The sequence below is a fragment of the Pseudomonas lutea genome, assembly GCF_000759445.1.
In the GTDB taxonomy this organism is placed as follows: domain Bacteria; phylum Pseudomonadota; class Gammaproteobacteria; order Pseudomonadales; family Pseudomonadaceae; genus Aquipseudomonas; species Aquipseudomonas lutea.
On the sequence record NZ_JRMB01000002.1, the window covers coordinates 804897 to 830927 of the forward strand.

General features: G+C 60.7%; 22 protein-coding genes. 18 read left to right on the forward strand and 4 right to left on the reverse strand.

Going from position 1 to position 26031, the window contains the following annotated elements; all coding sequences use genetic code 11:
* The first annotated feature begins 93 nt into the window (after window positions 1-93).
* The 11 genes from LT42_RS15795 to LT42_RS15845 all read left to right on the forward strand — a co-directional run bounded on the left by LT42_RS15795 (window position 94) and on the right by LT42_RS15845 (window position 13604).
* Complete coding sequence (locus LT42_RS15795) at window positions 94-2691, forward strand: TonB-dependent receptor (protein WP_037014866.1); 2598 nt, start codon at window positions 94-96, stop codon at window positions 2689-2691.
* 88 nt (window positions 2692-2779) lie between these two features.
* On the forward strand, window positions 2780-3379 hold the full coding sequence (locus LT42_RS15800; RefSeq protein ID WP_037014868.1) for a biliverdin-producing heme oxygenase: 600 nt from the start codon (window positions 2780-2782) through the stop codon (window positions 3377-3379).
* Window positions 3380-3472: 93 nt separating this feature from the next.
* Window positions 3473-3883 (forward strand): YbaN family protein, encoded by a 411-nt coding sequence (locus LT42_RS15805; protein WP_052075300.1) that lies wholly within the window; start codon window positions 3473-3475, stop codon window positions 3881-3883.
* Between the two features lie 169 nt (window positions 3884-4052).
* Window positions 4053-4403 (forward strand): DUF5064 family protein, encoded by a 351-nt coding sequence (locus LT42_RS15810; protein WP_037014873.1) that lies wholly within the window; start codon window positions 4053-4055, stop codon window positions 4401-4403.
* A 96-nt stretch (window positions 4404-4499) separates the two neighbouring features.
* Entirely contained in the window at window positions 4500-6008 is a 1509-nt protein-coding gene (locus LT42_RS15815) for a sigma-54-dependent transcriptional regulator (RefSeq protein WP_037014875.1), read from the forward strand.
* A gap of 477 nt (window positions 6009-6485) precedes the next feature.
* Window positions 6486-6869, forward strand: a complete 384-nt coding sequence (gcvH, locus tag LT42_RS15820) for a glycine cleavage system protein GcvH (RefSeq protein ID WP_037014877.1) — start codon at window positions 6486-6488, stop codon at window positions 6867-6869.
* Window positions 6870-6879: 10 nt separating this feature from the next.
* The gene (gene gcvP, locus LT42_RS15825) at window positions 6880-9738 is read left to right on the forward strand and encodes an aminomethyl-transferring glycine dehydrogenase (RefSeq protein WP_037014879.1); all 2859 of its coding nucleotides are present in this window, start codon (window positions 6880-6882) and stop codon (window positions 9736-9738) included.
* A 106-nt stretch (window positions 9739-9844) separates the two neighbouring features.
* The gene (locus LT42_RS15830; protein ID WP_037014882.1) at window positions 9845-11221 is read left to right on the forward strand and encodes an L-serine ammonia-lyase; all 1377 of its coding nucleotides are present in this window, start codon (window positions 9845-9847) and stop codon (window positions 11219-11221) included.
* 67 nt (window positions 11222-11288) lie between these two features.
* Window positions 11289-12410 carry a glycine cleavage system aminomethyltransferase GcvT gene (gcvT, locus tag LT42_RS15835; RefSeq protein ID WP_037014885.1) on the forward strand — a complete coding sequence of 374 codons (1122 nt, stop codon included), beginning with the start codon at window positions 11289-11291 and terminating at the stop codon, window positions 12408-12410.
* A 395-nt stretch (window positions 12411-12805) separates the two neighbouring features.
* Window positions 12806-13018, forward strand: coding sequence for a cold-shock protein (locus tag LT42_RS15840; protein WP_003227496.1), 213 nt, complete (start codon window positions 12806-12808; stop codon window positions 13016-13018).
* Between the two features lie 97 nt (window positions 13019-13115).
* Complete coding sequence (locus LT42_RS15845; protein ID WP_037014888.1) at window positions 13116-13604, forward strand: RDD family protein; 489 nt, start codon at window positions 13116-13118, stop codon at window positions 13602-13604.
* A 161-nt stretch (window positions 13605-13765) separates the two neighbouring features.
* On the opposite strand, the gene lptG is transcribed toward LT42_RS15845, so the two are convergent.
* Complete coding sequence (lptG, locus tag LT42_RS15850; protein WP_037014891.1) at window positions 13766-14827, reverse strand: LPS export ABC transporter permease LptG; 1062 nt, start codon at window positions 14825-14827, stop codon at window positions 13766-13768.
* Window positions 14820-15938, reverse strand: coding sequence for an LPS export ABC transporter permease LptF (gene lptF, locus LT42_RS15855; protein WP_037017376.1), 1119 nt, complete (start codon window positions 15936-15938; stop codon window positions 14820-14822). The genes lptG and lptF overlap by 8 nt, the downstream gene beginning before the upstream one ends.
* A gap of 307 nt (window positions 15939-16245) precedes the next feature.
* Between lptF and LT42_RS15860 the strand changes: the two genes are divergently transcribed.
* The 5 genes from LT42_RS15860 to rlmF all read left to right on the forward strand — a co-directional run bounded on the left by LT42_RS15860 (window position 16246) and on the right by rlmF (window position 22893).
* A complete protein-coding gene (locus LT42_RS15860; RefSeq protein WP_037014893.1) occupies window positions 16246-17736 on the forward strand; it encodes a leucyl aminopeptidase in 1491 nt (496 codons plus the stop codon).
* A 56-nt stretch (window positions 17737-17792) separates the two neighbouring features.
* A complete protein-coding gene (locus tag LT42_RS15865; protein ID WP_037014895.1) occupies window positions 17793-18221 on the forward strand; it encodes a DNA polymerase III subunit chi in 429 nt (142 codons plus the stop codon).
* A 7-nt stretch (window positions 18222-18228) separates the two neighbouring features.
* Window positions 18229-18669, forward strand: coding sequence for a hypothetical protein (locus LT42_RS15870; protein ID WP_037014897.1), 441 nt, complete (start codon window positions 18229-18231; stop codon window positions 18667-18669).
* 162 nt (window positions 18670-18831) lie between these two features.
* The gene (locus LT42_RS15875; protein WP_037014900.1) at window positions 18832-21678 is read left to right on the forward strand and encodes a valine--tRNA ligase; all 2847 of its coding nucleotides are present in this window, start codon (window positions 18832-18834) and stop codon (window positions 21676-21678) included.
* A gap of 189 nt (window positions 21679-21867) precedes the next feature.
* The gene (gene rlmF, locus LT42_RS15880; protein WP_037014902.1) at window positions 21868-22893 is read left to right on the forward strand and encodes a 23S rRNA (adenine(1618)-N(6))-methyltransferase RlmF; all 1026 of its coding nucleotides are present in this window, start codon (window positions 21868-21870) and stop codon (window positions 22891-22893) included.
* 99 nt (window positions 22894-22992) lie between these two features.
* Here rlmF and LT42_RS15885 read toward each other — a convergent pair whose 3' ends face one another.
* Window positions 22993-23274 (reverse strand): HU family DNA-binding protein, encoded by a 282-nt coding sequence (locus LT42_RS15885; RefSeq protein WP_037014905.1) that lies wholly within the window; start codon window positions 23272-23274, stop codon window positions 22993-22995.
* Between the two features lie 354 nt (window positions 23275-23628).
* Here LT42_RS15885 and yejK point away from each other — a divergent pair, with 354 nt between their 5' ends.
* Both yejK and LT42_RS15895 read left to right on the forward strand, forming a co-directional pair.
* On the forward strand, window positions 23629-24630 hold the full coding sequence (gene yejK, locus LT42_RS15890) for a nucleoid-associated protein YejK (RefSeq protein WP_037014908.1): 1002 nt from the start codon (window positions 23629-23631) through the stop codon (window positions 24628-24630).
* Between the two features lie 21 nt (window positions 24631-24651).
* On the forward strand, window positions 24652-25005 hold the full coding sequence (locus LT42_RS15895) for a glutaredoxin family protein (protein WP_037014911.1): 354 nt from the start codon (window positions 24652-24654) through the stop codon (window positions 25003-25005).
* Between the two features lie 39 nt (window positions 25006-25044).
* Here the strand turns inward: LT42_RS15895 and LT42_RS15900 are convergent, their stop codons facing one another.
* Window positions 25045-25977, reverse strand: coding sequence for a glutathione S-transferase family protein (locus LT42_RS15900; RefSeq protein ID WP_037014913.1), 933 nt, complete (start codon window positions 25975-25977; stop codon window positions 25045-25047).
* Between the last annotated feature and the right edge of the window lie 54 nt (window positions 25978-26031).

Consider the following 26031-nt stretch of genomic DNA (forward strand, 5'->3'; position numbering starts at 1 on the left):
CCGCCGTACGTCTAGTCATAGCCAATGCAACTGATTCTTATTTGAATCATTCCGCAACACCTAAGACGACCCGCACGCCAGGGAGCGCTATACATGCTGTCCACGTTCAATGCCACCCCACCCGTCTCAACCAGACCCGCTCGCCATCTCGGACTTTCGCTGCTGACGCTGGCTATTTTCAGCGCGGTGATGCACACCCCAAACATCGTCGCCGCCGAGCAACTGGAGCGCGTGGCGGGCAGCTATTCATTTGCGATCAAGCAACAGCCCCTGGCCTCTGCGCTGAACGAGTTCAGCCAGACCACCGGTTGGCAGGTGGGGCTATCGGCGGAGTTGGCAGACAACATCACCTCGCCCTCCGTCAGCGGCACCCTTTCCCCGAAGCAGGCGCTTGAGCGCTTACTGGCCGGCAGTCACCTGGGTTACCGGAACCTGAGCGCCGACAGCGTGGTTTTGGAGCCGCGTGCGGATGGCGCGCTGGCACTGGCGCAAATCACGGTCAGCGCCACCCGTCAGGCGCAATCAGTCGATTCGGTGCCCAGTACGGTGACGGTGCAGGACCGTGCGGCGCTGGATCGGCGAAACGTCAATACGATCCGTGATCTGGCACGCGATGAGCCTGGCGTTTCCGTGGGCGGCGCCGGCCAGCGAGCAGGCACCAGCGGTTACAACATTCGCGGCATCGACGGGGACCGAATCCTGACTCAGGTGGACGGCGTAGAAGTGCCGGACAACTTTTTCCAGGGCCCGTTTGCCAACACCCATCGCAACTACGTGGACCCGGAGGTCATCAAGCGTGTCGAGATCCTGCGCGGCCCTGCATCGGCGCTGTACGGAAGCAGCGCCATTGGCGGTGCGGTCAGCTATTACACGCTTGATCCGGAGGACATCATCAAGCCGGGCAACGATGTTGGCGCTCGCCTGAAAACCGGTTACAGCTCGGCGGATAACAGCTGGCTGAATTCATCCACAGTGGCCGGACGCGCAGGCGATTTTGATGCGTTGCTGCACGTCAGTCAGCGTAACGGGCGGGAGACCGAGTCATACGGCGAGCATCGCGGCACCGGACTGGCGCGCACCGCAGCCAACCCCGAGAACGCCCGCGCAACGAATGTGCTGGGCAAGCTGGGCTGGAACTACGGCGACACCGACCGCCTTGCTTTCACCTACGAGAAGTACAAGGACGATACCCACACCGACCAGAAAAGCGTCGTGGGCGGGCCTTTCGGCGGTGGTAGAGCCATGGGCATGTACCGAAGCCGCGAGGGCAACGACGTCGTCACCCGCGAACGTTTCGGGCTGGAGAACAGCTTCGTCCTGGACACGCTGTTGGCCGACAACGCCCGGTGGAGCCTGAACTACCAGATCGCCAAGACTGATCAAACTACGCTGGAAAGATATTTACCCAGCAACCCACGGACCGGTTCGGTTCTGCGTGATGTCTGGCGAACCCGAGACACGCGCTACAAGGAGCGTCAGTGGATCCTCGACGCGCAGCTGGATAAGGCGTTCGACATCGGCGACGCCCAACACTTGCTGACTTACGGAACCACCCTCAAGCAGCAGAAAGTGACGGGCGAGCGCAGCGGCGCCGGCACCTGCGCAGCGGTATCGGGTTCATGCACTGTCATCGGCTCGCCGTCAGCGGCCGATCGCCTGAACAGGACCAACGATTTCCCGAACCCGACCATCACCACCTACGCCCTGTTCGCCCAGGACGAGATCAAATGGGGCGACTGGACATTCATGCCTGGCGCGCGTTACGACTACACCGCCCTCGACCCGCACGCCACGGATGAGTTTCTTCAGCCGTTTAAGTTGACCAGCAAAGACCAATTCGACGACAGCACCAAAAAATGGCATCGCCTGTCGCCCAAACTGGGGCTGACCTATGCCCTTTCCGATGCCTACACCTGGTACGGCCAGTACGCCGAAGGCTTCCGCACGCCGAGCGCCAAAGCGCTGTATGGCCGGTTTGAGAACACAGCAGCGGGCTATCTCGTGGCGCCCAACCCCGACCTCGAACCGGAGAAGAGCAACAGCTACGAAACCGGCCTGCGCGGGCATTTCGACGAAGGCACGTTTGATCTCGCCGTGTTTTACAACAAGTACCGCAATTTCATAAATGAGGACGCGATCATCCCGGCGACGTCTACCTCAATGACGTTCCAGTCCAACAACATCAAGCACGCCACGATCAAGGGGGTCGAGCTCAAGGGTCGTCTGAACCTGGACAGCTTCGGCGCGCCTGCAGGCCTCTATGCCCGAGGGTCGCTGGCGTACCTGTACGGCCGTAACGACGACACAGGCCAGCCGATCAACAGCATCAATCCACTGACCGGTGTGTTTGGCCTGGGTTATGACCAGGGCAGTTACGGCGGCCTGCTGAACTGGACACTGGTGAAACGCAAAACGCGGGTGGACAGCAGCAATTACCACGCCCCGGATGGGTCAACCCCGTTCAAGACGCCGGGCTTCGGCCTCGTCGACCTCACCGGCTATTACAACGTCACCCAGGACGTCACGGTCAGTGGCGGTCTGTACAACGTTGCGAACAAAAAATACTGGCAGTGGGATGACGTTCGCGGATACGACAGCACCGGCGAAGCGGGCGCCACTGCCCCTGCCAATCTTGATCGCCTGACGCAGCCAGGCCGCAACTTCGCCGTCAATGTGGTGTGGGCCATCTGATCGTCCGCGGTCGTCGGAGCGGTTTTTTTACGCTCCGACGACGCTCGTTCGTCTCGTCCACAAGCGCCCCGTCCACAAGGAAGAACACATGACCACCGAAGCCATTCGCCGCTCGCAACGACTCAACCAAATCACCCACGCGCCTCATGAACAACTGGACAAGGCCGTCAGAGCCCACGCGCCGTTTGAAACGCTGGCGAGCTATTGCCGATTCCTCACCGTTCAGTATCTGTTTCAGGCAGAGCTGAAAATCTTGTATACCCAGCCGTTATTGATCGAGCTGATGACCGACCTCCCCGAGCGCTGTCGCGCCGAACAGGCGAAAGCGGACCTGCAAGACCTCAAGGCCTCCATTCCCGATCCGGTCACTGGCGGCGTCGATGCACCGAGCCTTGCGGAAGCCCTCGGCTGGCTGTTCGTTTCGGAAGGCTCGAAGCTGGGTGCAGCATTTCTGATCAAGCGTGCCGTGGCGCTGAACCTGAGCGACACATTCGGGGCGCGGCATCTGGGCGAACCCGCAGGAGATCGGGCGGAGGGATGGAAACGTTTTGTCAGGATCATTGACGACCTGCCGCTGACCCCCGAACAGGAACATGAAATCGACCGGGGCGCGGTGGCGGCCTTCGAGCGTTTCAACGCGCTGCTGCAGCACGTCTATGCTCCGACCGCTGAAACCGAACCCGCCTGACACCGGGCCTTTTGCGTTCGGCACTGATAAGCTGAGCGCCTTTGCGGGACCTCAAAGCCCCGCAACACCTGCTTACTCTGCATTACCGAGACCATGACCAGTATTCCACCCGGCAGCAAACTGTCCCGCATCCTGTTTGGCATCCTCGCTTACGTCAGCCTGACGATCGGCATCGTCGCGATTTTCATCCCGGGCCTGCCCACCACCGAGTTCATTCTGCTCGCGGCATGGGCAGCCACTCGAAGCTCGCCGCGCTTGAGCGCCTGGCTTGAAAACCATCGTGTGTTCGGCCCGATGCTGAGTAATTGGCGCAACGGCAAAATGATCGCCCGCAAGGCCAAGATCAGCGCGACGGTGACGATGCTGCTCTGCGCGGTCATGATGCTGGTGCTGCTAAAACACAACTGGTGGATCTACTTCGCGGTGGCCGGCATGGTGCTGGTCAACGTGTGGATATGGTCGCGGCCGGAACCATCGCGGCTCCAGCCGGAAAGTAAAGTGTAGAACCGGCTTCAGCCGGGAATAGGCAGGTTGAACACACTCAGTTCCGGGGCTTGAGTCTGACACCTTCCCCGGCTAAAGCCGGTCCCACAAACCTCGCGCCGCAGGTGAACCCGTGGAAGGCATGGGGGTCTGTCCTCATACTGCCCACCGCTTTCACGGAGCCACTGCCATGTTCGAGCCAGGTCATCTGCATATCACCCGCGCGGCCCTGCAACCCGACGAGGTCGGCTACGATCTTCACATTCGCTATCAGGTCAGCCAGAAAGACTCAGGTCCGGGCATGCAGTTCACCCTTGAAGGCGACGTCAACGGCCAGGCGGTCAGTGAGACCTTTGACCTGCCCAAGGACAAGGCCTACAACTTCGCCAGCGAGGCGTCTCGCCGCCTCGAAAAGCATGGCCTGCCAAAAACCACCGACCTGCACGCGATGCACGGCGAGTACGATCAGATGTTCGAGGACATCCGCCACAAGCTCGGCATGAAATCCGGTGATCCGGTCAAACCAGAGCATCTGCAGTAATCTGCCCCGGCTGGCAAAGTGACGGTGGGGCCGCGATTGGTACGGGGATTACTGGCATAATCGCTGCCCTCATTCCCGCGAATCCTTTCCCTGCTCATGCGTATTCACGTCACGTTCATTGACCGCGTCGGCATCACTCAAGAAGTGCTGGCCATCCTCGGCGCGCGCAACCTGAACCTCGACGCCGTGGAAATGGTGCCGCCCAATGTATACATCGACGCCCCGACGTTGAGCCATGAGGTGCTCGAAGAACTCAAGGATCGGCTGTTTAGGGTGCGCGGTGTCGAAGCCATTACCGTGGTCGATATTCTGCCCGGACAGCGCCGACATCTGCAGCTCGACGCCCTGCTCGCAGCGATGACCGACCCGGTGCTCGCGCTGGACAGTGCCGGCCACGTGCTGCTGGCCAACCCCGCACTGGTCGCACTGTGTGGCCGCGAACCGACGGGCGAGCCAGTCGGTGAGCTATTTTCTGATACGGGCCTGCAGTCGGCGCTGCTGGAAAACGGCTTTCGTCTGCCCTTGCGTGAGGTCACGCTCAATGGCGAGGCCCTGCTGCTGGACGCGACCCCCATCACTGACGCGGGCGCGTTGCTCACCCTCTATCTGCCCAGCCGAATCGGCGAACGCCTGTCGGCGCTGCATCATGATCACGCTGAAGGCTTTGATGCACTGCTGGGCGATTCGGCGCCCATCCGAACCCTCAAGGCACGTGCACAGCGGGTCGCAGCATTGGATGCGCCGCTTTTGATCCAGGGTGAAACCGGCACCGGTAAAGAGCTGGTTGCACGCGCCTGCCATGCGGTCAGTGCTCGCAACGGAGCGCCTTTTCTTGCGCTGAACTGCGCAGCGCTGCCGGAAAATCTCGCCGAAAGCGAACTTTTTGGCTATGCCCCTGGCGCATTCACGGGCGCCCAGCGAGGCGGCAAGCCGGGCCTGATGGAGCTCGCCAACAAGGGCACGGTGTTTCTCGACGAGATCGGTGAAATGTCGCCCTACCTTCAGGCAAAGTTGCTGCGCTTCCTCAATGACGGCAGTTTTCGGCGGGTCGGCGGCGACAGGGAAGTGCAGGTCAATGTGCGCATTCTCAGCGCCACGCACCGTGACCTGGAGAAGATGGTCGCCGAAGGCACCTTTCGCGAAGACCTGTTTTATCGCCTCAATGTGCTGAACCTGGAAGTGCCTCCTTTACGCGAGCGTGGCCAGGACATTCTGATGCTGGCGCGCTATTTCATGGAGCAGGCCTGCGCGCAGATCCAGCGCCCCGTCTGCCGCCTGGCACCTGCTACCTACCCTGCGCTGCTTGGAAATCGCTGGCCGGGCAATGTTCGGCAGCTGCAAAACGTTATCTTCCGCGCTGCAGCGATCAGCGATAGCTCACTGGTGGACATCGGTGACCTCGACATCGCCGGCACGTCTGTGGCCAAAGGCGTCGAGGGCGAAGTCGAAAGCCTTGAGGCAGCGGTCGAGCAGTTTGAGAAAACGCTGCTTGAGAAGCTGTACAGCCAATACCCCTCTACCCGCCAACTGGCGGTGCGGTTGCAGACATCCCACACCGCGATCGCTCATCGCCTGCGCAAATACGGTATTTCCGGCAAAGGTTAAGACGTGGGGATCATGGGTGCTGCCCAGGCTTCCCGACATCTCAATCCGCGCGGCAGTCGATGCGAACCTGTAGGAGCCGGCTCGCTGGCGAATCGGTCGTGCCAGATACCTAGGTGATGGCGATCAGAATGCGTTCGCCAGCAAGCCGGCTCCTACGATCAGCGATCAGCGGTCAGAGGTCAGAGGTCAGAGGTCAGAGGTCAGAGATTAGCAAACCTCGTTGGCACGATATCGAAACAGCGTAACGAAATCATTCCGTAACGGCTAAGCCAGCACGTGCAGGGCCGTAATCTAGCTAATGGCTTAAACACGCATCTCCCGCGTAATGTTTTCGTTCCAGCGCCTTGCAGGCGGGCAGTCAGCGGGATCGCTGCAGCCCCCTGTTCGCTGGAGCTTCCCCACCTTGGCCGCAAACTTGCTATGCACTCCCCCATCACGCTCGGGCATAACGGGCGATTTACCATCTGGGGAGATTTCATGAGCGAGTTGCGTTTTACCGAAGACCACGAGTGGCTGCGCGCCGAAACCGACGGCAGCGTCACGGTCGGCATCACCGCATTCGCGCAGGACGCGTTGGGCGATGTGGTTTTCGTGCAACTGCCGGAGCTGCAGTCCTACGATAAGGGTGCAGAAGCGGCGACCGTCGAGTCGGTTAAAGCAGCCAGCGGCGTCTACATGCCGCTCGATGGCGAGATCGTGGAAACCAACCCCGCACTGGATGCCAGCCCTGAACTGGTCAACGAAGACCCGCTGGGCCAAGGCTGGTTCTTCCGTTTTATTCCCTCCAATCCCGATGCAGTCGGCCAGTTGCTGACTCAAGACGCCTATGATCGTCTGATCAAAGCCAACGCCGAAGCCTGAGGAGCGCGCAATGACTGACCGTACCGAATTGAGCACCGCCAACGAGTTCATCGCCCGCCACATCGGCCCGCGCGCCGCTGACGAAAAGGCCATGCTGACCACGCTGGGCTTCGACTCCATTGACGCGCTGACCGCCAGCGTCATTCCTGAATCCATCAAAGGCACCAGCGTGCTAGGCCTGTCCGCCGGCCAGAGCGAGGCCGATGCACTGGCTGATATCAAAGCCATTGCCGCCAGGAACAAGCTGTTCAAAACCTACATTGGCCAGGGTTACTACAACACCCACACGCCGGCACCGATCCTGCGCAACCTGCTGGAAAATCCGGCGTGGTACACCGCTTACACGCCCTATCAGCCAGAGATCTCCCAAGGTCGCCTTGAGTCGCTGCTGAATTTCCAGACGCTGATCAGCGACCTCACCGGCCTGCCGATCGCCAATGCCTCGCTGCTTGACGAAGCCACTGCCGCCGCTGAAGCGATGACCTTCTGCAAACGCCTGAGCAAGAACAAAAGCAGCCATAAATTCTTTGCCTCCGCTCACTGCCACCCGCAAACCCTCGACGTGCTGCAAACCCGCGCCGAGCCGCTGGGCATTGAAGTGGTCGTCGCAGACGAGTTGCAACTGGCCGACGTCAGCGAGTTCTTCGGCGCGCTGCTGCAATACCCTGCCAGTAATGGCGACGTGTTCGATTATCGCGAGCTGGTCGAGCGCTTCCATGCCGCCAATGCCCTGGTGGCCGTGGCAGCCGACCTGCTGGCCCTGACCCTGCTCACCCCGCCCGGCGAGTTCGGTGCGGACGTCGCGATTGGCAGCGCGCAGCGCTTCGGTGTGCCGTTGGGTTTCGGCGGCCCGCACGCCGCGTACTTCTCCACCCGCGACGCCTACAAGCGCGACATGCCTGGCCGGCTGGTCGGTGTGTCCATCGACCGCTTCGGCAAGACCGCCCTGCGTCTGGCCATGCAGACCCGCGAGCAACACATCCGTCGCGAGAAGGCCACCAGCAATATCTGCACCGCGCAGGTTCTGCTCGCCAACATCGCCAGCATGTACGCCGTGTACCACGGCCCGCGCGGCCTGACCCGCATCGCCAACCGCGTGCATCATCTGACCGCAATCCTGGCCAAGGGCCTGAGCCAATTGGGCGTAAACGCGGAGCAGTCGTTCTTCTTCGACAGCATCACCCTGAACACCGGCGCCAGCACGGCTGACCTGCATGCCAAGGCCCGCGCACAGGAAATCAATTTGCGTGAGGTAGACGGCCAGCGCCTGGGTGTCTCGCTGGACGAGACCACGAAGCAAGCCGACGTCGAAGTGCTGTGGTCCCTCTTCGCTGCTGAAGGCCAGGCTCTGCCGGACTTCGCCGCGCTGGCAGACAGCGTCGAAGCACGCTTGCCTGCCGAGCTGAAACGCCAATCGCCGATTCTCAGCCACCCGGTATTCAACCGCTATCACTCCGAAACCGAGCTGATGCGCTACTTGCGTCGCCTGGCGGACAAGGACCTGGCACTGGACCGCACGATGATCCCGCTGGGGTCGTGCACCATGAAGCTCAACGCCGCCAGTGAAATGATTCCGGTCACCTGGGCAGAATTCGGCAATCTGCATCCGTTTGCCCCTGCAGAGCAAAGTGCGGGTTATCAGCAGCTGACCGACGAACTGGAGGCCATGCTCTGCGCCGCCACCGGTTACGACGCGATCTCCCTGCAGCCAAACGCCGGCTCCCAGGGCGAATATGCGGGTCTGCTGGCGATTCGTGCCTATCACCAGAGCCGTGGCGATGAGCGTCGCGATATCTGCCTGATCCCCTCGTCGGCACACGGTACCAACCCTGCGACCGCCAACATGGCAGGCATGCGCGTTGTGGTAACAGCATGTGATGCACGCGGCAACGTCGACATCGAGGATCTGCGCGCCAAGGCCATCGAGCACCGCGAGCACCTCGCTGCACTGATGATCACCTACCCGTCCACCCACGGCGTGTTCGAAGAAGGTATCCGCGAAATCTGCGGCATCATTCACGACAACGGCGGCCAGGTGTATATCGACGGCGCCAACATGAATGCCATGGTCGGCCTGTGCGCTCCGGGTAAGTTCGGCGGCGACGTCTCCCACCTCAATCTGCACAAAACCTTTTGCATCCCCCACGGTGGTGGCGGCCCGGGCGTTGGCCCGATTGGCGTGAAATCCCACCTGGCGCCGTTCATGCCGGGTCACGCACGTATGGAGCGCAGGGAGGGTGCAGTCTGTGCAGCCCCGTTCGGCAGCGCGAGCATCTTGCCGATCACCTGGATGTACATCCGCATGATGGGCGGCGAAGGTCTCAAGCGCGCTTCGCAGCTGGCGATTCTCAACGCCAACTACATCTCCCGTCGCCTGGAAGAGCACTACCCCGTGCTTTACACCGGCAGCAACGGCCTGGTCGCGCACGAATGCATCCTCGACCTGCGCCCGCTCAAGGAAACCAGTGGCATTAGCGTAGATGACGTCGCCAAACGCCTGATCGACTTCGGCTTCCACGCGCCGACCATGTCCTTCCCGGTTGCCGGCACGTTGATGATCGAGCCGACCGAGAGCGAATCCAAAGAGGAACTGGACCGCTTCTGTGACGCGATGATCAAGATTCGCGAAGAAATCCGCGCGGTGGAAAGCGGCGCCCTGGACAAGGACGACAACCCGCTGAAAAACGCACCGCACACCGCCGCTGAACTGGTGGGCGAGTGGAGCCATCCGTACAGCCGCGAGCAGGCCGTATACCCGGTCGCCTCGTTGATCGAAGGCAAATACTGGCCACCGGTCGGTCGCGTCGACAACGTCTTCGGCGACCGCAACCTGGTTTGCGCCTGCCCGTCGATCGAAGACTACGCTTAACCCAGCCGCGAGCTTCAAGCCGCAAGCTACAAGTGAAAGCCGATCAGCTTTTACTTGCGGCTTGCAGCTTGCTGCTTGTTACGGCTTCACTTCCCGGAACCCCATCATGTCCCTGAGCGTGTTTGACCTGTTCAAGATCGGCATTGGACCGTCCAGTTCCCACACCGTTGGCCCCATGCGGGCTGCGGCGCGCTTCGTCGAGGGCTTGCAGCGCGACGCCCTGCTCGACACCATCGTCTGCGTAAAGGTCGAGCTTTACGGCTCTCTCGGCGCCACCGGCAAGGGCCACGGCAGCGACAAGGCGGTCTTGCTCGGCCTTGAGGGCGAGCATCCTGACACCGTCGACACCGAAACCGTAGCAGCACGCCTGCAACACATCCGCAGTAACGAACGCCTGAATCTGCTGGGCAAACACAGCATCGAGTTCATTGAAAAACATCACCTGGCGATGATTCGCAAGCCATTGGCCTATCACCCCAACGGCATGATCTTTCGTGCCTTCGATGCCTCGGGCCTGCAAGTGCGCAGCCGCGAGTACTACTCGGTCGGCGGCGGCTTTGTCGTGGATGAGGATGCTGCAGGCGCCGACCGCATCGTCGAAGACCAGACGCAGCTGCTTTACCCTTTCAAGACCGCCAGAGACTTGATGGCGCATTGCACGGCGAGCGGTCTTTCCATCAGCCAGGTGATGCTGGCCAACGAAGCCGCGTGGCGTCCCGAAGCAGAGACCCGTCAAGGCCTGTTGCGCATCTGGCAGGTTATGCAGGATTGCGTTGAAGCGGGTTGCCGCAACGAGGGGATTTTGCCGGGCGGCCTTAAGGTCAAGCGGCGGGCGGCAGCCCTGCATCGCCAACTGTGCAAAAACCCGGAAGCGGCGTTGCGTGATGCGCTGTCGGTACTCGATTGGGTCAACCTGTACGCACTGGCCGTCAACGAAGAAAACGCCAACGGCGGCCGCGTGGTAACCGCGCCCACCAACGGCGCCGCCGGGATCATTCCGGCCGTGCTGCATTACTACATGCGCTTTATTACCGGAGCCAATGAGGACGGCGTCGTTCGGTTCCTCCTCACGGCTGCCGCCATCGGTATTTTGTACAAGGAAAATGCGTCGATCTCGGGCGCTGAAGTCGGCTGCCAGGGCGAAGTCGGGGTCGCTTGCTCCATGGCCGCTGGTGCGCTGTGTGAGGTCTTGGGTGGCAACGTGCAGCAGGTGGAAAACGCCGCCGAAATCGGCATGGAACACAACCTTGGCCTGACCTGCGACCCGATCGGCGGGTTGGTTCAGGTGCCATGCATCGAGCGCAACGCGATGGGTTCGGTGAAGGCCATCAATGCGGTGCGCATGGCGTTGCGCGGCGACGGTCAGCATTTTGTCTCGCTCGACAAGGTGATCCGCACCATGCGCCAGACCGGCGCAGACATGAAAAGCAAATACAAGGAAACAGCCCGTGGCGGCCTGGCCGTGAACATCATCGAGTGCTGATTCAACCCTACAGTCAGAGCGCTCCCTGCCTGCGCGGGGAGCCGGAATCGCTTCCAAGGAATAGCCCATGACCACCGAATTGTTGAAAACCCCGCTTAACGCCTTGCACCGTGAACTCGGCGCGAAGATGGTTGAATTTGCCGGGTACGACATGCCCGTCCAGTACCCTGCCGGCGTCATGAAAGAACATCTGCATACCCGCGCCCAAGCGGGCCTGTTCGACGTTTCGCACATGGGGCAAATCCTTTTGAGCGGACCCGGTGCAGCAGCAGCGCTGGAAACTTTGGTGCCGGTGGACATCATCGACTTGCCGGTCGGCATGCAGCGCTATGCAATGTTTACCAACGAGAACGGCGGCATCCTCGACGACCTGATGGTGGCCAACCTGGGCGACGATCAGCTCATGCTGGTGGTTAACGCTGCTTGCAAGAACGATGATCTGGCTCATTTGCAGCAGCACATCGGCAGCCATTGCACCATCACCCCGCTGTTCGAGGAGCGTGCGTTGCTCGCGCTGCAAGGCCCACAGGCTGTAACCGCTCTGTCCCGACTGGCGCCGGACGTCGCGAAGATGACCTTCATGCAGTACACCTCGACGCAGATTGATGGCATCGACTGCTATATCAGCCGCTCGGGGTACACCGGAGAAGACGGTTACGAGATTTCGGTGCCGGCGGACCACGCTGAAGCGTTGGCGCGCCGGCTGCTGGCAGAGCCCGAAGTCGCGCCCATCGGTCTTGGCGCGCGCGACTCGTTGCGCCTTGAAGCCGGGTTGTGCCTCTACGGTCATGACATGGACACCGGCAGCACCCCGATCGAGGCCAGCCTGCTGTGGGCCATCTCCAAGGTACGGCGTGCAGACGGCGCCCGCGCAGGAGGCTTCCCCGGCGCTGACCGGATTTTCGCCCAGCACCAAAGCGGTGCGGCGCGAAAGCGCGTAGGCCTGTTGCCTCAGGAGCGTACGCCTGTGCGCGAGGGCGCGGAAATAGTCGACGCCGACGGAGCAGCCATTGGAACAGTCTGCAGCGGCGGCTTCGGCCCGACACTGAGCGCGCCATTGGCTATGGGTTACGTCGACGTCAAGTTTGCCACGCTGGATACGCCTGTCTGGGCGATCGTGCGAGGCAAGAAAGTTCCGATGCTTGTCGCTAAAATGCCTTTCGTTGCGCCACGTTACTTCCGCGGCTGAAGGAAGTTATCAACACATTGCGGCACCGCAACAGTGCATGGAACTGTACGGTTGCCGCAGTATGGCGCCAGGCTTTATAACAATGGAACTGTCAAAATATTGAACTTCAGAAAGACAGAAAACATTAAAAACTATCGATCATTCCAGCGCGGTTAATGTTTTTAAATAATGGCTTAACCCCCGTGAATACGGGCCCGAACGGGGCTTGTTTTTTCCTCGCAGGTTAGCGTAGAGTTTCTCGACTGTGTTTGCATGGGTCGCTGGGATCGTGACCCGGGCAGTAGCGCCAAAAGCAATGCTACAACCCGCTCTACGTTTCTTCTTCCTGCAACCAGCCCAGTACTCTTTCGTGTGAAAGAGACTGTCATTAATTTTATGCTCTTGGGAATAAGAAAATGTCTACACGTCAGAGCGGTACCGTTAAGTGGTTTAACGATGAAAAAGGTTTTGGTTTTATCACGCCAGAAAGCGGTCCGGATCTGTTCGTCCATTTCCGCGCGATCCAGGGCAACGGTTTCAAGAGCCTGAAAGAAGGCCAGAAAGTGACATTCGTTGCCGTGCAGGGCCAAAAAGGCATGCAGGCTGACGAAGTCCAAGCGGAAGCCTGATAAGCCCACGCAAAAAGCCCCTGATGGCCAACGTCAGGGGCTTTTTTATGCCTGCGATTTCGTAAACTGTGCGCTTTCGGCATCATCGAGCGCCTCCATGACCCGTCACGTATTACGCCCTAAGGGCGACTTTCCACCCGCAGGACTGGGTCGGCGCATGGCTGCGATCTGCTACGACACGCTGCTGTGCATTGCGCTGCTGATGGTGACGACGTTCATCTACAAGCTGGTGTGGATGGGCTTTGTCGGAGAAGCCGGACTGCGCCAACTCTCGGAGTCGGGCGCGCTCGACGCCGACCCGTTGCTGTCCTCGATTCTGCTGATGACGCTGTTCGGCTTTTTCGCCAGGTTCTGGACTCATTCAGGCCAGACCCTGGGCATGCAGGTTTGGGGAGTCCGCGTACAGAATCCCGATGGGACGGCGATTAGCCTGTGGCAGGCACTGCTCCGCTTCGTGGTCGCTATCGCATCGTGGCTGTGCCTCGGGCTTGGGTTTTTCTGGAGCCTGTTCGACAAGCGGAAACGCTGCTGGCACGACCTGTATTCCGAAACGCAACTGGTGCGGGTGCCCAGAACAAAGATATAGCAGCGACCCCTTCTGCACATCTTGTAGGAGCGCGTTTGCCCGCGAACGCTTTATTCCAGTCACGCTTTTATTGCTGACCCACCCATTCGCGGGCAAGCGCGCTCCTACAAAAGGCATAAAAAAGCCGACCCCGAGGTCGGCTTTTCATCACGCAGCAGCAATCAGCCCGCGCGGCGCAACAACCAGATCCCCGCCAGCGCGCACACCCCAGCCGGCACCAGGACGGCGAACAGTGGCGAGAAGCCGAATACCAGACTCGACGGGCCCAGAAGGTCCTGAGCGATGCGGAAGGTGAAGCCCACCAGCACACCGGTGAACACACGCTGCCCCAGCGTCACCGAGCGCAGCGGCCCGAAGATGAAAGAAATGGCCATCAGCACCAGGGCGACGGTCACCAGCGGCTGGAGGATCTTGGTGTAGAACGCCAGCCAGTAACGACCGTTGTTCAGCCCCTGATCGGCCAGATAGCGCGCGTAACCGTAGAGGCCGGTCATGGACAGCGATTCAGGCGGCAGCACGACGGTACTCAGCAACTGCGGACTCAGCGCGACGTTCCAACGCTCTTCCGGCGCGGTCACCACTTCGGTGCGGCCTTCACGGAAGACGGTCGTGGTCACGTCTTTCAGCAACCAGTAATCGGTCTTGAAGTTGGCCTGCCTGGCGAAGCTCGACGTCAACATATGGCGCTGGTCATCGAAACGGTAACGCGTCACGCCATACAGCAAACCATTGGGCTGAACGGTGTTGATGTGGATGAACTCGTCACCCTGACGGTGCCAAAGGCCGTGCTTGGCGCTCTGCGCATCGCCAGTACCCTGGGCCAGCGAACGTGCGGCCTGCGCCTGGGCCTCGGTCACCGGTGCCACGTATTCGCCAATCAACAGGCCAGCCACCATCAATACCAGCATGGGTTTCATGACGGCCCAGACGATACGGCCGATTGATACACCGGCTGCCCGCATGATGGTCAGTTCGCTGCTGCTGGCCAGCGCGCCGAGGCCGATCAGACAGCCAATCAGCGCCGCCATCGGCAGCATGTCGTAAAGACGGCGCGGCGCGGTCATCACTACAAAGCTGCCAGCGTCCCAGAAGGTGTAGGTGTCACTGATGTCGGCCATCTCATCAATGAATGCGAACAGCGATGCCAGGCCCAGAATGATCCCCAGTACCGCAAGAATGGCCATGAACACGCTTTTGCCAATGTACCGATCGAGCTTAACCATGAGCCACCTCCGACACACTGCGGCGACTCGCAAGCTTCAGGCGCAGAGGCTCCCAGTAGAGCAACGCCAGTCCGATGGACAGAAACAACGCATGCACCCACCAGAGGCCAAGCCCCATCGGGATCTTGCCTTTTTCGAGCGCGCCACGGGCGGCAATCAGGATGGTCAGGTAAGCCATATAAAGAAGAATTGCCGGAAGGAGCTTGAGGAACCGGCCCTGACGAGGATTGACTCGGGCAAGGGGCACGGCCATCAGCGTCACGATGAACACCAGAATCGGCAGCGAAATGCGCCACTGCAACTCGGCCTTGTTGCGCAGACTCGGTTCGCCAGTCAGCAGCTCGTTTGTGGAGATCGCGTCGCGGTCGGTGACTTCATCGCTGATGTCCGGTTTAGGGAGCAACGCGCCATAAGTGTCGTACTTGATTGCACGGTAATCCGCCTGACCGGGGTTGCCGTCGTAGCGATAGCCATTATCCAGAATGAGGTAGCGGGTGCCGTCGGGTTTGATTTCCTGCCGGCCTTTTTCTGCGACCAGCACGGTGATGCCGTGGTCTTTCTTCTCGTCGAGCTTCTTCTCGGAGATGAACACGCCGCCCAGGTTGATGCGGTCGTCGGACATGGTTTCGGTGTAGGTCACGCGACTGCCGTCACGCAGCAACTGGAAACGGCCCGGCACCAGCGTGTCGAATTCGGTCATCGCGTCCTGCTTGTTGATCAGCAGCTGAAACTGGGTGGCGCCTTGTGGAGCGAGGCTGAAGCTCAACCAGGCAACCAGCAGAGAAACCAGCGCGGCCGGCGCGAGGGTAATGACCAGCAGGCGTTGCTGGCTCATGCCGGTGGCGGCGAGCACGGTCATCTCGCTTTCGAGGTAGAGGCGGCCGTACGCCAGAAGAATGCCGAGGAACAGCCCCAGTGGCAGGATGAGCTGCAGAAAGCCCGGCAGACGGAAGCCCATGATCAGGAACAACACACCCGGATCAAGTGCGCCCGACGCGGCCTGAGCCAGGTATTTGATGAAGCGGCCACTCATGATGATTACCAGCAGCACAGCACTGACAGCGCTCAGGGTAACCAGCACTTCTCGGGACAGGTAACGGAAGACAATCAAACCAGACACTCCAGGGTTGTCACACGCAAGCGGCATGACAATGAAATGGATCAGCGCATGATGCGCGCGACGGCGAACCACCGAAAAAATATGCGGCATTATCCTGTGATTGGGTGTGTCTGTCACTGCGCGCGCGGGATACTTCTCTAACCGGCACAAGCGCGCACCCGCACGGGGTTGTCATCCATTGGTCAGCGGGGTCAAACTGCGGGCCTTGCCGCAGGCACGCCGGTGCGTAAGACCTCCGCGCCGCTGCCGAGCCGTGTGCTCAAGTGCGATAACTCACAGTTTATTCGGGGACCCCGACATGGAATTGGTTGTTAAAAGCGTCAGTGCAGAAACCTTGAAGACCGCCACGCTGGTGGTCGCCGTCGGTGAGGGCCGCACGCTGAGCGACACCGCAAGCAGCCTGGACACACTGAGCGGCGGCGCGATCAGCGCAGTCCTCAAGCGTGGCGACCTCTCGGGCAAAGTCGGGCAAAGCCTGCTGCTGCACAGCTTGCCCAACCTCAAAGCCGAACGTGTATTGCTGGTGGGCTCGGGCAAAGAGCCTGAACTCAGCGACCGCCAGTTCCGTAAAATCATCACCGGCGCGCTCAGCACCCTGAAGACGCTGGGCGGTGTTGATGCGGCGTTTGCTCTGGATCAATTGAACGTCAAAAACCGTGACGTCTACGGCAAGAACCGTCTGCTGGTCGAAACCCTGGCCGACGGCGAATACGTCTTCGACCGGTTCAAGAGCCAGAAGGTCGACCCTCGCGCCCTGAAAAAAGTCACCCTGCTGACCGCCAAAGCCAACGTCGCCGATGTCGAGCGCGCCGCCAGGCATGCGCAAGCCATTGCTGCCGGCATGGCCGTGACCCGTGACCTGGGCAACATGCCGCCCAACATCTGCCACCCGACCTACCTGGGCGAGCAAGCCAAAGCGATGGGCAAGGCCAACAAGGGCCTCAAGGTCGAAGTTCTTGATGAGAAAGACATCGAAAAGCTGGGCATGGGTTCGTTCCTGGCAGTCGGTCAGGGCAGCGCACAGCCGCCACGTCTGATCGTCATGCAGTACTCCAACGGCAAGAAAAGCGAAAAGCCTTACGTATTGGTCGGCAAGGGCATCACCTTTGACACTGGCGGCATCAGCCTCAAGCCAGGCCTGGGCATGGACGAGATGAAGTTCGACATGTGCGGCGCGGCCAGCGTATTCGGGACCCTGAATGCTGTGCTGGAGCTGCAGCTGCCGATCAACCTGGTGTGCATCGTCGCGGCGGCTGAAAACATGCCAAGCGGCAACGCAACCCGCCCTGGCGACATCGTCAAAACCATGAGCGGCCAGACCGTCGAGATCCTCAACACCGACGCCGAAGGCCGTCTGGTGCTGTGCGACGCGCTGACCTATGCCGAACGCTTCAAGCCGCAGGCCGTCATCGACATCGCCACATTGACCGGCGCCTGCGTCGTTGCGCTGGGCGGTCACACGTCGGGCCTGATGGGCAACAGCGACGCGTTGATCACCCAGGTGCTGGAAGCCGGCAAGCGCGCCGACGACCGCGCCTGGCAGCTGCCGCTGTTCGATGAGTATCAGGAGCAACTGGACAGCCCGTTTGCCGACATCGCCAACATCGGTGGCCCGAAGGCCGGCACCATCACCGCAGCGTGCTTCCTCTCGCGTTTCGCAAAAGCCTATGAGTGGGCGCACCTGGACATCGCCGGCACGGCCTGGCTGAGCGGCGGCAAGGACAAGGGCGCCACAGGCCGTCCGGTGCCGCTGCTGACCCAATACCTGATCGACCGCGCCGGCGTTTAAGCCGCACCGGGCGCGCCGACCTCCCCGGCCGGCGCGTTCAGCGTTCTGGAACCTCCATGACCCAAGTCGACTTTTACATTCTGCCCAGTGCCGACCCGCTCGCGCGCCTGGACTTCGCCTGCAAACTGACGGACAAGGCATGGCGCCTTGGCCATAAGGTGTACCTGCATTGCAGCGATGCCCAACAACGCGAAGAGCTGGATGCCCGGTTGTGGCGGTTCAGGGGCGAGGCCTTCGTGCCCCATGGTTCGGTCGAGGACGATCAGGACGCTCCGGTGGCGCTGGGTATGGGCAGCGACCCCGGACAACATCAGGATCTGCTGGTCAATCTTGACCTGCGCATCCCGGAATTCTTCAAACGATTCGCGCGTGTCGCCGAGATCGTTGTCGAGGATCCAGCCATTCGCCTGGCGGCACGCGAGAGTTTTCGCTTCTACCGCGAACAGGGCTATCCTCTGCAAGATCACCGGCTGCAGCGTCTTTGAGCACACGATGGATAATTCAAAACACCTGAAAGATTCAGCGCACCTGCTGGATGACCTCGAGTCCATTCGCCAACTGCTGGGCGATGATCCGGCCCAACCGCCGCTGTTGACCGAGTCTGTTCACGCCGATGAGCAAATTCCCGTGCTGTTCGATGTCGTCACCGGGCAGGTGGTAACCGTCGAAGAGCATGAAGCCAGCGCCGACAACATTCCCTTGCTCACTCCCGAGCCCTCCGCTGCACTCGTCCCGCCTGCACCTGCTCCGGCGGAACCCGCGTCCCGCGCGGCGAGTTCCGATGCGCTGCTGCACATTGATGCCGAACTCCGCGCAGCGGCACAGCTGATCATGCAGGACGTGATCCACGACTTCGCCCCGCACATCGAGAACGAAATCAAGCGCCGTCTGGATGCGCGGATGGAACGCCTCTTGACTCAATACCAAAGCTGAGCAAGCGAGCACCAGAACAGAGTCGCCTACCGCAGGCGGCTCTCCAGCGCCGTCGAGCCGCCGTCCATGCGCTCGCCGATTACCGCCGGTAGCTTGCGGCTGACCTGAAAAGCTATACTCGTCGGCTTTTCCGACTTAAAGCAGATCAGGTTCCCGCCTCCCATGGACAAGACCTACCAGCCGCACGCCATTGAAACTTCCTGGTATCAGACCTGGGAGTCCGAAAACTATTTCGCTCCGCAAGGTGCGGGCGACTCGTACACCATCATGATTCCGCCGCCTAACGTCACCGGCAGCCTGCACATGGGCCACGGTTTCAACAACGCGATCATGGACGCCCTGATCCGTTTCCGACGCATGCAGGGTCGCAACACCCTCTGGCAGCCGGGCACCGACCATGCCGGTATCGCCACGCAAATGCTGGTGGAGCGTCAACTGGAGGCGCAGGGCCAGAATCGCCACGACCTGGGTCGCGATAAATTTCTGGAAAAAGTCTGGGAATGGAAGGATCAGTCCGGCGGCAACATTAGTCGTCAGATTCGTCGCCTGGGCTCGTCGGTCGACTGGAGCCGCGAACGCTTCACGATGGACGACGGTTTGTCCGAGGCCGTTAAAGAGGCCTTCGTGCGCCTGCACGAAGACGGCCTGATCTACCGCGGCAAGCGTCTGGTCAACTGGGACACCAAACTGCACACCGCCATCTCCGACCTCGAAGTGGAAAACCACGACGAGAAAGGCCACCTGTGGAACCTGCGCTACCCGCTGGCCGACGGTGCCAAGACCGCTGAAGGGCTGGATCATCTGATCGTCGCCACGACGCGTCCCGAAACGATGCTTGGCGATGCCGCCGTTGCCGTCAACCCGAACGATGAGCGCTACCAGGCGCTGATCGGCAAGTTCGTCGAGCTGCCACTGGTAGGCCGTCGAATTCCGATCATTGCCGATGACTACTGCGACCCCGAGTTCGGCACCGGCTGCGTGAAGATCACCCCCGCCCACGACTTCAACGACTACGAAGTCGGCAAGCGTCACAACCTGCCGCTGCTGAACATCTTCGACAAAAATGCCGCTGTGCTGCCCGCTGCCCAGGTGTTCAACCTCGACGGCACGCTCAACGACACGGTCGACGGCACCCTCCCCGCCGCCTATGCAGGTCTCGACCGCTTCGAAGCCCGCAAGCAGATCGTCGCAGCCTTCGACGCCGCCGGCCTGTTGGTCAGCGTCGACGATCACGCATTGAAGGTGCCGAAGGGCGACCGTTCCGGCACCGTTATCGAGCCGTGGCTGACAGACCAATGGTACGTGTCGACCAAGCCACTGGCCGAGCCTGCCATCGCCGCTGTCGAAGACGGCCGCATCGCTTTCGTGCCCAAGCAATACGAAAACATGTACTTCTCGTGGATGCGCGACATCCAGGACTGGTGCATCAGCCGTCAGCTCTGGTGGGGCCACCGCATTCCGGCCTGGTACGACGAATCCGGCAAGGTCTACGTCGGCCGCGACGAAGCCGAAGTACGCGCCAAGCACAATCTGGGGCCGGACATCGCGCTGCAGCAGGACAACGACGTCCTCGACACCTGGTTCAGTTCCGGTCTGTGGACGTTCTCCACCCTGGGCTGGCCTGAACAGACCGACTTCCTGAAGACCTTTCACCCGACCGACGTGCTGGTCACCGGCTTCGACATCATTTTCTTCTGGGTTGCCCGGATGATCATGCTCACCATGCACCTGGTGAAAAACGAAGACGGCACTGCGCAGGTCCCGTTCAAGACCGTTTATGTACACGGGCTTGTACGCGATGGTCAGGGCCAGAAGATGTCCAAGTCCAAGGGCAACGTCCTTGATCCGCTGGACATCATTGACGGCATCGAACTTGAAGCCCTGGTGCAAAAACGCACCTCGGGCATGATGCAGCCCAAGCTGGCGAAAAAAATCGAGAAGCAGACCCGTGACGAGTTCGCCGACGGCATCGCCAGTTACGGCACCGACGCCCTGCGTTTCACCTTCTGCTCGCTGGCCTCGACCGGCCGCGACATCAAGTTCGACATGGGCCGTGTCGAAGGCTATCGCAACTTCTGCAACAAGATCTGGAACGCCGCGCGTTACGTGCTCGACAAAGGTGAAGACTGCGGTCAGAACGGTGAAGCGTTCGAGCTTTCGCTGCCCGATCGCTGGATCATCTCGCAGTTGCAGCGCACCGAAGCCGAAGTGACCCGTCAACTCGATCAGTTCCGTTTCGACCTGGCGGCACAAGCGCTGTACGAGTTCATCTGGAACCAGTATTGCGACTGGTACCTGGAGCTTTCCAAACCGGTCCTGTGGGACGAAACGGCACCGATCGAGCGTCAGCGCGGTACTCGTCGCACGCTGGTGCGCGTGCTGGAAGTCGCGCTGCGTCTGGCGCACCCGTTCATGCCGTTCATCACCGAAGAAATCTGGCAGCGCCTGGCGCCACTGGCCGGTATCGAAGGCAAAACCATCATGTTGCAGCCGTGGCCGGTGGCGAACGATGCGCGCATCGACGTCGCAGCCGAAGGCGATATCGAGTGGCTGAAAAGCCTGATGCTCGGCGTGCGCAATATCCGTGGCGAAATGAACATCGGTCCGGGCAAGCCGCTGCAACTGTTCCTCAAGAACGTCAGCGCCGAAGACCAGCGCCGCCTGAACGAGAACGAGCACCTGCTGAAAAAGCTGGCCAAGCTGGAGTCCTTCACGGTATTGGAAGCTGGCGCCGAAGCACCACTGTCCGCGACCGCGCTGGTCGGCGAGATGGAAGTGCTGGTGCCGATGGCCGGTTTGATCGACAAGGATGCCGAACTGGCGCGCCTGGACAAAGAAATCCAGCGTCTGCAAGGCGAAGTGCAGCGGGTCGGTGGCAAGCTTTCCAATGCTGCGTTCGTCGACAAAGCCCCGCCTGAAGTGATCGCCAAGGAGCGCGCGAAGATGGCCGAAGCTGAACAGGCGCTTGGCAAACTCGCCGAGCAGCACGCTCGGATCGCCAGCTTGTAAGCGCAAGCGTCTGCCAGTCCGACACCGGGCTGGCAGTCGCATGAATTCTTTGTAGGAGCGCGCTTGCCCGCGATGAGGCCAGCCCAGACGCCGTCAGCCCATGTTCAGAGCTGTGGTGTTCAATCCGACGTCATCGCGGGCAAGCGCGCTCCTACAGGGGTGCGGTGCCTGTCACCTGAATTGATACCCATGACAAATCCCCTGCACACCAAACCCTCACGCAAAAAGCCCAAACCCGCGCAACATGCCCCCTCCGCCGCGCCGCGCGAGAAAGCGACGTTGCACCCGCGCAACCGTCACCAGGGTCATTACGACTTCCCGCGCCTGATCAAAAGCAGCCCCGAGCTGGGCAAGTTTGTGATCCTCAACCCTTACGGCAAAGAGAGCATCGACTTCGCCAATCCTGCTGCGGTGCGCGTGTTTAACCGCGCCTTGCTGAAGGCCTTTTATGGCATCGTCCATTGGGACATTCCGGCGGACTACCTCTGCCCGCCAATCCCCGGGCGCGCGGACTACCTGCATTTTCTGGCGGACCTGCTGGCGGAGCGCAACGACGGCGTCATCCCGCGCGGCGCGTCCGTAACTGCGCTAGACATCGGCACTGGCGCCAACTGCATCTACCCACTGATCGGCCAGGGCGAATACGGCTGGTCTTTCCTGGGCTCGGACATCGACAAAGTTGCCCTTGCCTCGGCCAGCACCATCGTCAAAGCCAATGGCTTGAGCAAAAGCATCGGCTTCAGGGAGCAGAGCAACCGTAAACACATCCTGACCGGCCTGCTCGAGCCTGATGAGCGCTTCGACATAAGCCTGTGCAATCCGCCCTTCCACGCTTCGGCGGAGGAAGCGTTACGCGGCAGCCAGCGCAAGTGGCGAGCCCTCGGCAAGGCAGACCCCAAACGTAAATTGCCGGTGCTGAATTTTGGCGGCCAGGCTGCCGAGCTGTGGTGCGAGGGTGGCGAAGCACGCTTTGTGACGCAGTTGATCACTGAAAGCGCCCAAGTGGCGCAGCAGGTGCTGTGGTTCAGCACGCTGGTGTCGAAGGCCTCGAACCTGCCGCTGATTCAGAGCGCGTTGAAAAAAGCCGGGGCCGTGGAAAGCCACACGATCGAAATGGGGCAAGGCCAGAAGCAGAGCCGCTTCGTGGCGTGGACCTTTCAGGACAAGGCCCGGCAGGCGGCTTGGCGGTCGGAACGCTGGACGCCTTCCCGATAAGCCGGTGCCGCACCGCTACGTCGTCTGAATCGCAGGCACAAAAAAACCGTGTCCGGATCACTCCGTCACACGGTTTCCTCAACCAGGCAGCGTTTTCGCTTACTTGTTGACCGAGTCAGTCAGCACTTTGGCCGGTACGAACTTGACGACTTTCTTGGCGGCGATTTCGATGGCTGCGCCAGTCGAAGGGTTGCGGCCAGTGCGTGCTGGACGCTCGGTGACTTTCAGTTTGCCAATGCCTGGCAGAGTGATTTCACTACCGTTTTCCAGTTGGTCAGCGACGATTTGACCCAATTGGTCGAGAGCGTTGCGCGCGGTGGTTTTCGGCGCGTCGATTGCTTCTGCGATATCGGCGATCAATTGGTCTTTAGTCAGAGCCATGGTGGTGTTCCTTCCCTATCAAATTCGAATGGTTTGCAGAGTGTGGTACAGACGCGAAATGTAGATGCTGTATTCGACCTTTGGTTCGGCCAAACGCCCACAAACTGCATGCCTGGCGCGGTTTGGCGCTCAGGACCGGGCAAAACTAGCACAGCGCAACGCAAATATCCGCCCCTACCTACCCATTTGGTCAGCTTTATCGCCCATGACCGGTAAAAAAGTCATATTAATGCGCTCAGGTCAGGGTTTTCGGCCCTTCCAGAGCGTTCGGCAGCCGGTGTGCGGTACACTTGCCGACTTTCGCACGGGCCTGGTCTGGTCCCGTTCAGTTCCCCTTCAGCAGCCGAGAATTCCATGCCGATCCGCCATGCCATCGTCCACCTGATCGATAAAAAGCCCGACGGCACGCCCGCCGTCCTTCACGCCCGGGACTCCGAACTCGCCGAATCGCAGGCCATCGAGAACATGCTGGCGGACCTCAACGAGAGCTACAACGCCAAACAGGGCAAGGCCTGGGGTCTGTTTCATGCCGAGTCCGGCGCGCACCCGTTCAGTGGCTGGCTGAAGGAATACCTGGACGAGGGCAAGGACTTCACCCAGTTCAGCCGCGTCGCCGTAGAGCACTTACAGAAGCTGATGGAGGAGTCGAATCTGTCGGTGGGCGGGCACGTGCTGTTCGCCCATTACCAGCAGGGCATGACCGAGTACCTCGCCATCGCGCTGCTGCACCACAGCGAAGGCGTGGCGGTGAACGATGCGCTGGACGTGACACCCTCCCGGCATCTGGACCTGGGTCAACTGCACCTTGCTTGCCGCATCAACATTTCCGAGTGGCAAAACAACAAGGCTTCCAAGCAGTACATCTCGTTCATCAAGGGCAAGAACGGCAAGAAAGTTTCGGAGTACTTCCGCGACTTCATCGGTTGCCAGGAAGGCGTCGACGGCCCTGGCGAAACCCGCACACTGCTCAAGGCATTCAGCGACTTCGTCGAGAGCGAGGACCTGCCCGAAGACTCAGCCCGCGAGAAGACCAAGACACTGGTCGACTACGCCAGCAGCCAGAGCAAAATGGGTGAGCCCATGGGGCTTGAAGAGCTGTCCGGCCTGATCGACGAAGACCGCCCGCGGGCGTTCTACGAGCACATCCGCAACAAGGATTACGGCCTTTCGCCTGAGATTCCGGCCGACAAACGCACGCTCAATCAATTCCGGCGTTTTACCGGGCGCGCCGAAGGCCTGTCGATCAGCTTTGAAGCGCACTTGCTGGGCGACAAGATCGAGTATGACGAAGAGAAAGGCACGCTGATCATCAAGGGCCTGCCGACGCAACTGACCGACCAGCTCAAGCGCCGCTGAGCCTGCCGAGGAGCCGCCCGAATGTTCGTACGTACGCTCAAGAAGTTTTTGCTGATCATGCTGGTAGTGGTCGTCTACCAGAACTGGGGCAAGATCGAGAACTTCGTTCACCCCTCCTCTTCGGTCGTGTCGCAGCAGGCCCAGGCCAACGCCAAGGTCACGCTGTACGCCACCGACTGGTGTGGCTACTGCAAACAGACGCGGCGCTTTCTCGACAGCCAGGGGATTCGCTACACCGAATTCGATATCGAAAAAGATGCCGCAGGCCGCAAGGCCTATGAAGCCCTGGGTGGCCGCGGCATTCCCCTGATCGACGTGAATGGCACGTTGATCAGAGGGTTCAGCGAAGAGCAGATTCTCGCCGCTTTGAAGTGATTGAACGCTCCGGCGCACGGCGCCGGAGGTTGCGCTGGATCAGGCCGTTTTTATCTGAAACCCGTACCGCGGGAAGTGCACATGCACAGTGCCCGCGCGTTCGTCCTCCCGCCGCAGGATGATTTCTTCGCGCCCGCTGAACATCAGTTCCCCTTCCACCGGGTCAACGCCGTAATCCACCGCTGACACCGAGACCTGCTGGCCGGCGGTAAAGCCGTTGGGGTCGCTGAATACCTCTTCAGGCAGCGGCGCAGGCGTGGCAGCGCGAGCGATTTCCACCGCATCGGCCGAATCCAGCTCGCTCGGCGCGCCATGCCCGAACGCGATAACCCGCTCGTACCAACTCAGGACGGCCGGGTAGGCGTCCACCAGCGGGGATGTCACCGGGGTCTGTTTCAGGAACCAAAGGGTGTGGGCGACCGAGAAATCAGCGATCGAAGGTGCGCCGAGGAGGAAATCACCATTGCGCTCGAGCTGGGTTTCCAGACGTGCCATCAGGGTTGGCCATTGATGCTGCGCCACTTCCAGCGGCACGCGATTGGCGCTGCCGCCATTGAACAACGTGGCGCGGTCGGCAACGAATGCCTTCACCGCCTCAGGCGGGACCTTGGCGAAACGCGCGGCCATTGAGGCAGGTTGAAACACCAGACTGACAGAGTTCAGAAACAACACCGAATCCGCCCACGCCGCCAGGCTTGCCGAGGTGAATTCCTGGCCTTCAGGGTAGAACGTGGGTGAGGCCTTTTCCTGCTCAAGTCGACGAGCAATCAGCGCAGTGTCGCAATAGATGTCTGCGCCTACTTGCAGCACGGGGGTCTTGCGATAGCCGCCGGTGAGGGGCATGAGATCGGGCTTGGGCATGATCGACGGGATGATCACCGAGCGCCAGGACAGGCCTTTGAAGCCCATCATCAGCCGGGCTTTCTCCGCGAAGAGTGACATTGGATAGTGGTGAAGAATCAACTCAGACATGCTTCGGGCCATCCGTAGGGGGAAACCGCCAGCTTAGCCGCACAGGCGCTGATG

Coding starts and splice junctions, on each gene's coding strand:
- LT42_RS15795 (WP_037014866.1), top strand. CDS start 94: ATGCTGTCCACGTTCAATGCCACCCCACCCGTCTCAACCAGACCCGCT.
- LT42_RS15800 (WP_037014868.1), top strand. CDS start 2,780: ATGACCACCGAAGCCATTCGCCGCTCGCAACGACTCAACCAAATCACC.
- LT42_RS15805 (WP_052075300.1), top strand. CDS start 3,473: ATGACCAGTATTCCACCCGGCAGCAAACTGTCCCGCATCCTGTTTGGC.
- LT42_RS15810 (WP_037014873.1), top strand. CDS start 4,053: ATGTTCGAGCCAGGTCATCTGCATATCACCCGCGCGGCCCTGCAACCC.
- LT42_RS15815 (WP_037014875.1), top strand. CDS start 4,500: ATGCGTATTCACGTCACGTTCATTGACCGCGTCGGCATCACTCAAGAA.
- gcvH (WP_037014877.1), top strand. CDS start 6,486: ATGAGCGAGTTGCGTTTTACCGAAGACCACGAGTGGCTGCGCGCCGAA.
- gcvP (WP_037014879.1), top strand. CDS start 6,880: ATGACTGACCGTACCGAATTGAGCACCGCCAACGAGTTCATCGCCCGC.
- LT42_RS15830 (WP_037014882.1), top strand. CDS start 9,845: ATGTCCCTGAGCGTGTTTGACCTGTTCAAGATCGGCATTGGACCGTCC.
- gcvT (WP_037014885.1), top strand. CDS start 11,289: ATGACCACCGAATTGTTGAAAACCCCGCTTAACGCCTTGCACCGTGAA.
- LT42_RS15840 (WP_003227496.1), top strand. CDS start 12,806: ATGTCTACACGTCAGAGCGGTACCGTTAAGTGGTTTAACGATGAAAAA.
- LT42_RS15845 (WP_037014888.1), top strand. CDS start 13,116: ATGACCCGTCACGTATTACGCCCTAAGGGCGACTTTCCACCCGCAGGA.
- lptG (WP_037014891.1), bottom strand. CDS start 14,827: ATGGTTAAGCTCGATCGGTACATTGGCAAAAGCGTGTTCATGGCCATT.
- LT42_RS15860 (WP_037014893.1), top strand. CDS start 16,246: ATGGAATTGGTTGTTAAAAGCGTCAGTGCAGAAACCTTGAAGACCGCC.
- LT42_RS15865 (WP_037014895.1), top strand. CDS start 17,793: ATGACCCAAGTCGACTTTTACATTCTGCCCAGTGCCGACCCGCTCGCG.
- LT42_RS15870 (WP_037014897.1), top strand. CDS start 18,229: ATGGATAATTCAAAACACCTGAAAGATTCAGCGCACCTGCTGGATGAC.
- LT42_RS15875 (WP_037014900.1), top strand. CDS start 18,832: ATGGACAAGACCTACCAGCCGCACGCCATTGAAACTTCCTGGTATCAG.
- rlmF (WP_037014902.1), top strand. CDS start 21,868: ATGACAAATCCCCTGCACACCAAACCCTCACGCAAAAAGCCCAAACCC.
- LT42_RS15885 (WP_037014905.1), bottom strand. CDS start 23,274: ATGGCTCTGACTAAAGACCAATTGATCGCCGATATCGCAGAAGCAATC.
- yejK (WP_037014908.1), top strand. CDS start 23,629: ATGCCGATCCGCCATGCCATCGTCCACCTGATCGATAAAAAGCCCGAC.
- LT42_RS15895 (WP_037014911.1), top strand. CDS start 24,652: ATGTTCGTACGTACGCTCAAGAAGTTTTTGCTGATCATGCTGGTAGTG.
- LT42_RS15900 (WP_037014913.1), bottom strand. CDS start 25,977: ATGTCTGAGTTGATTCTTCACCACTATCCAATGTCACTCTTCGCGGAG.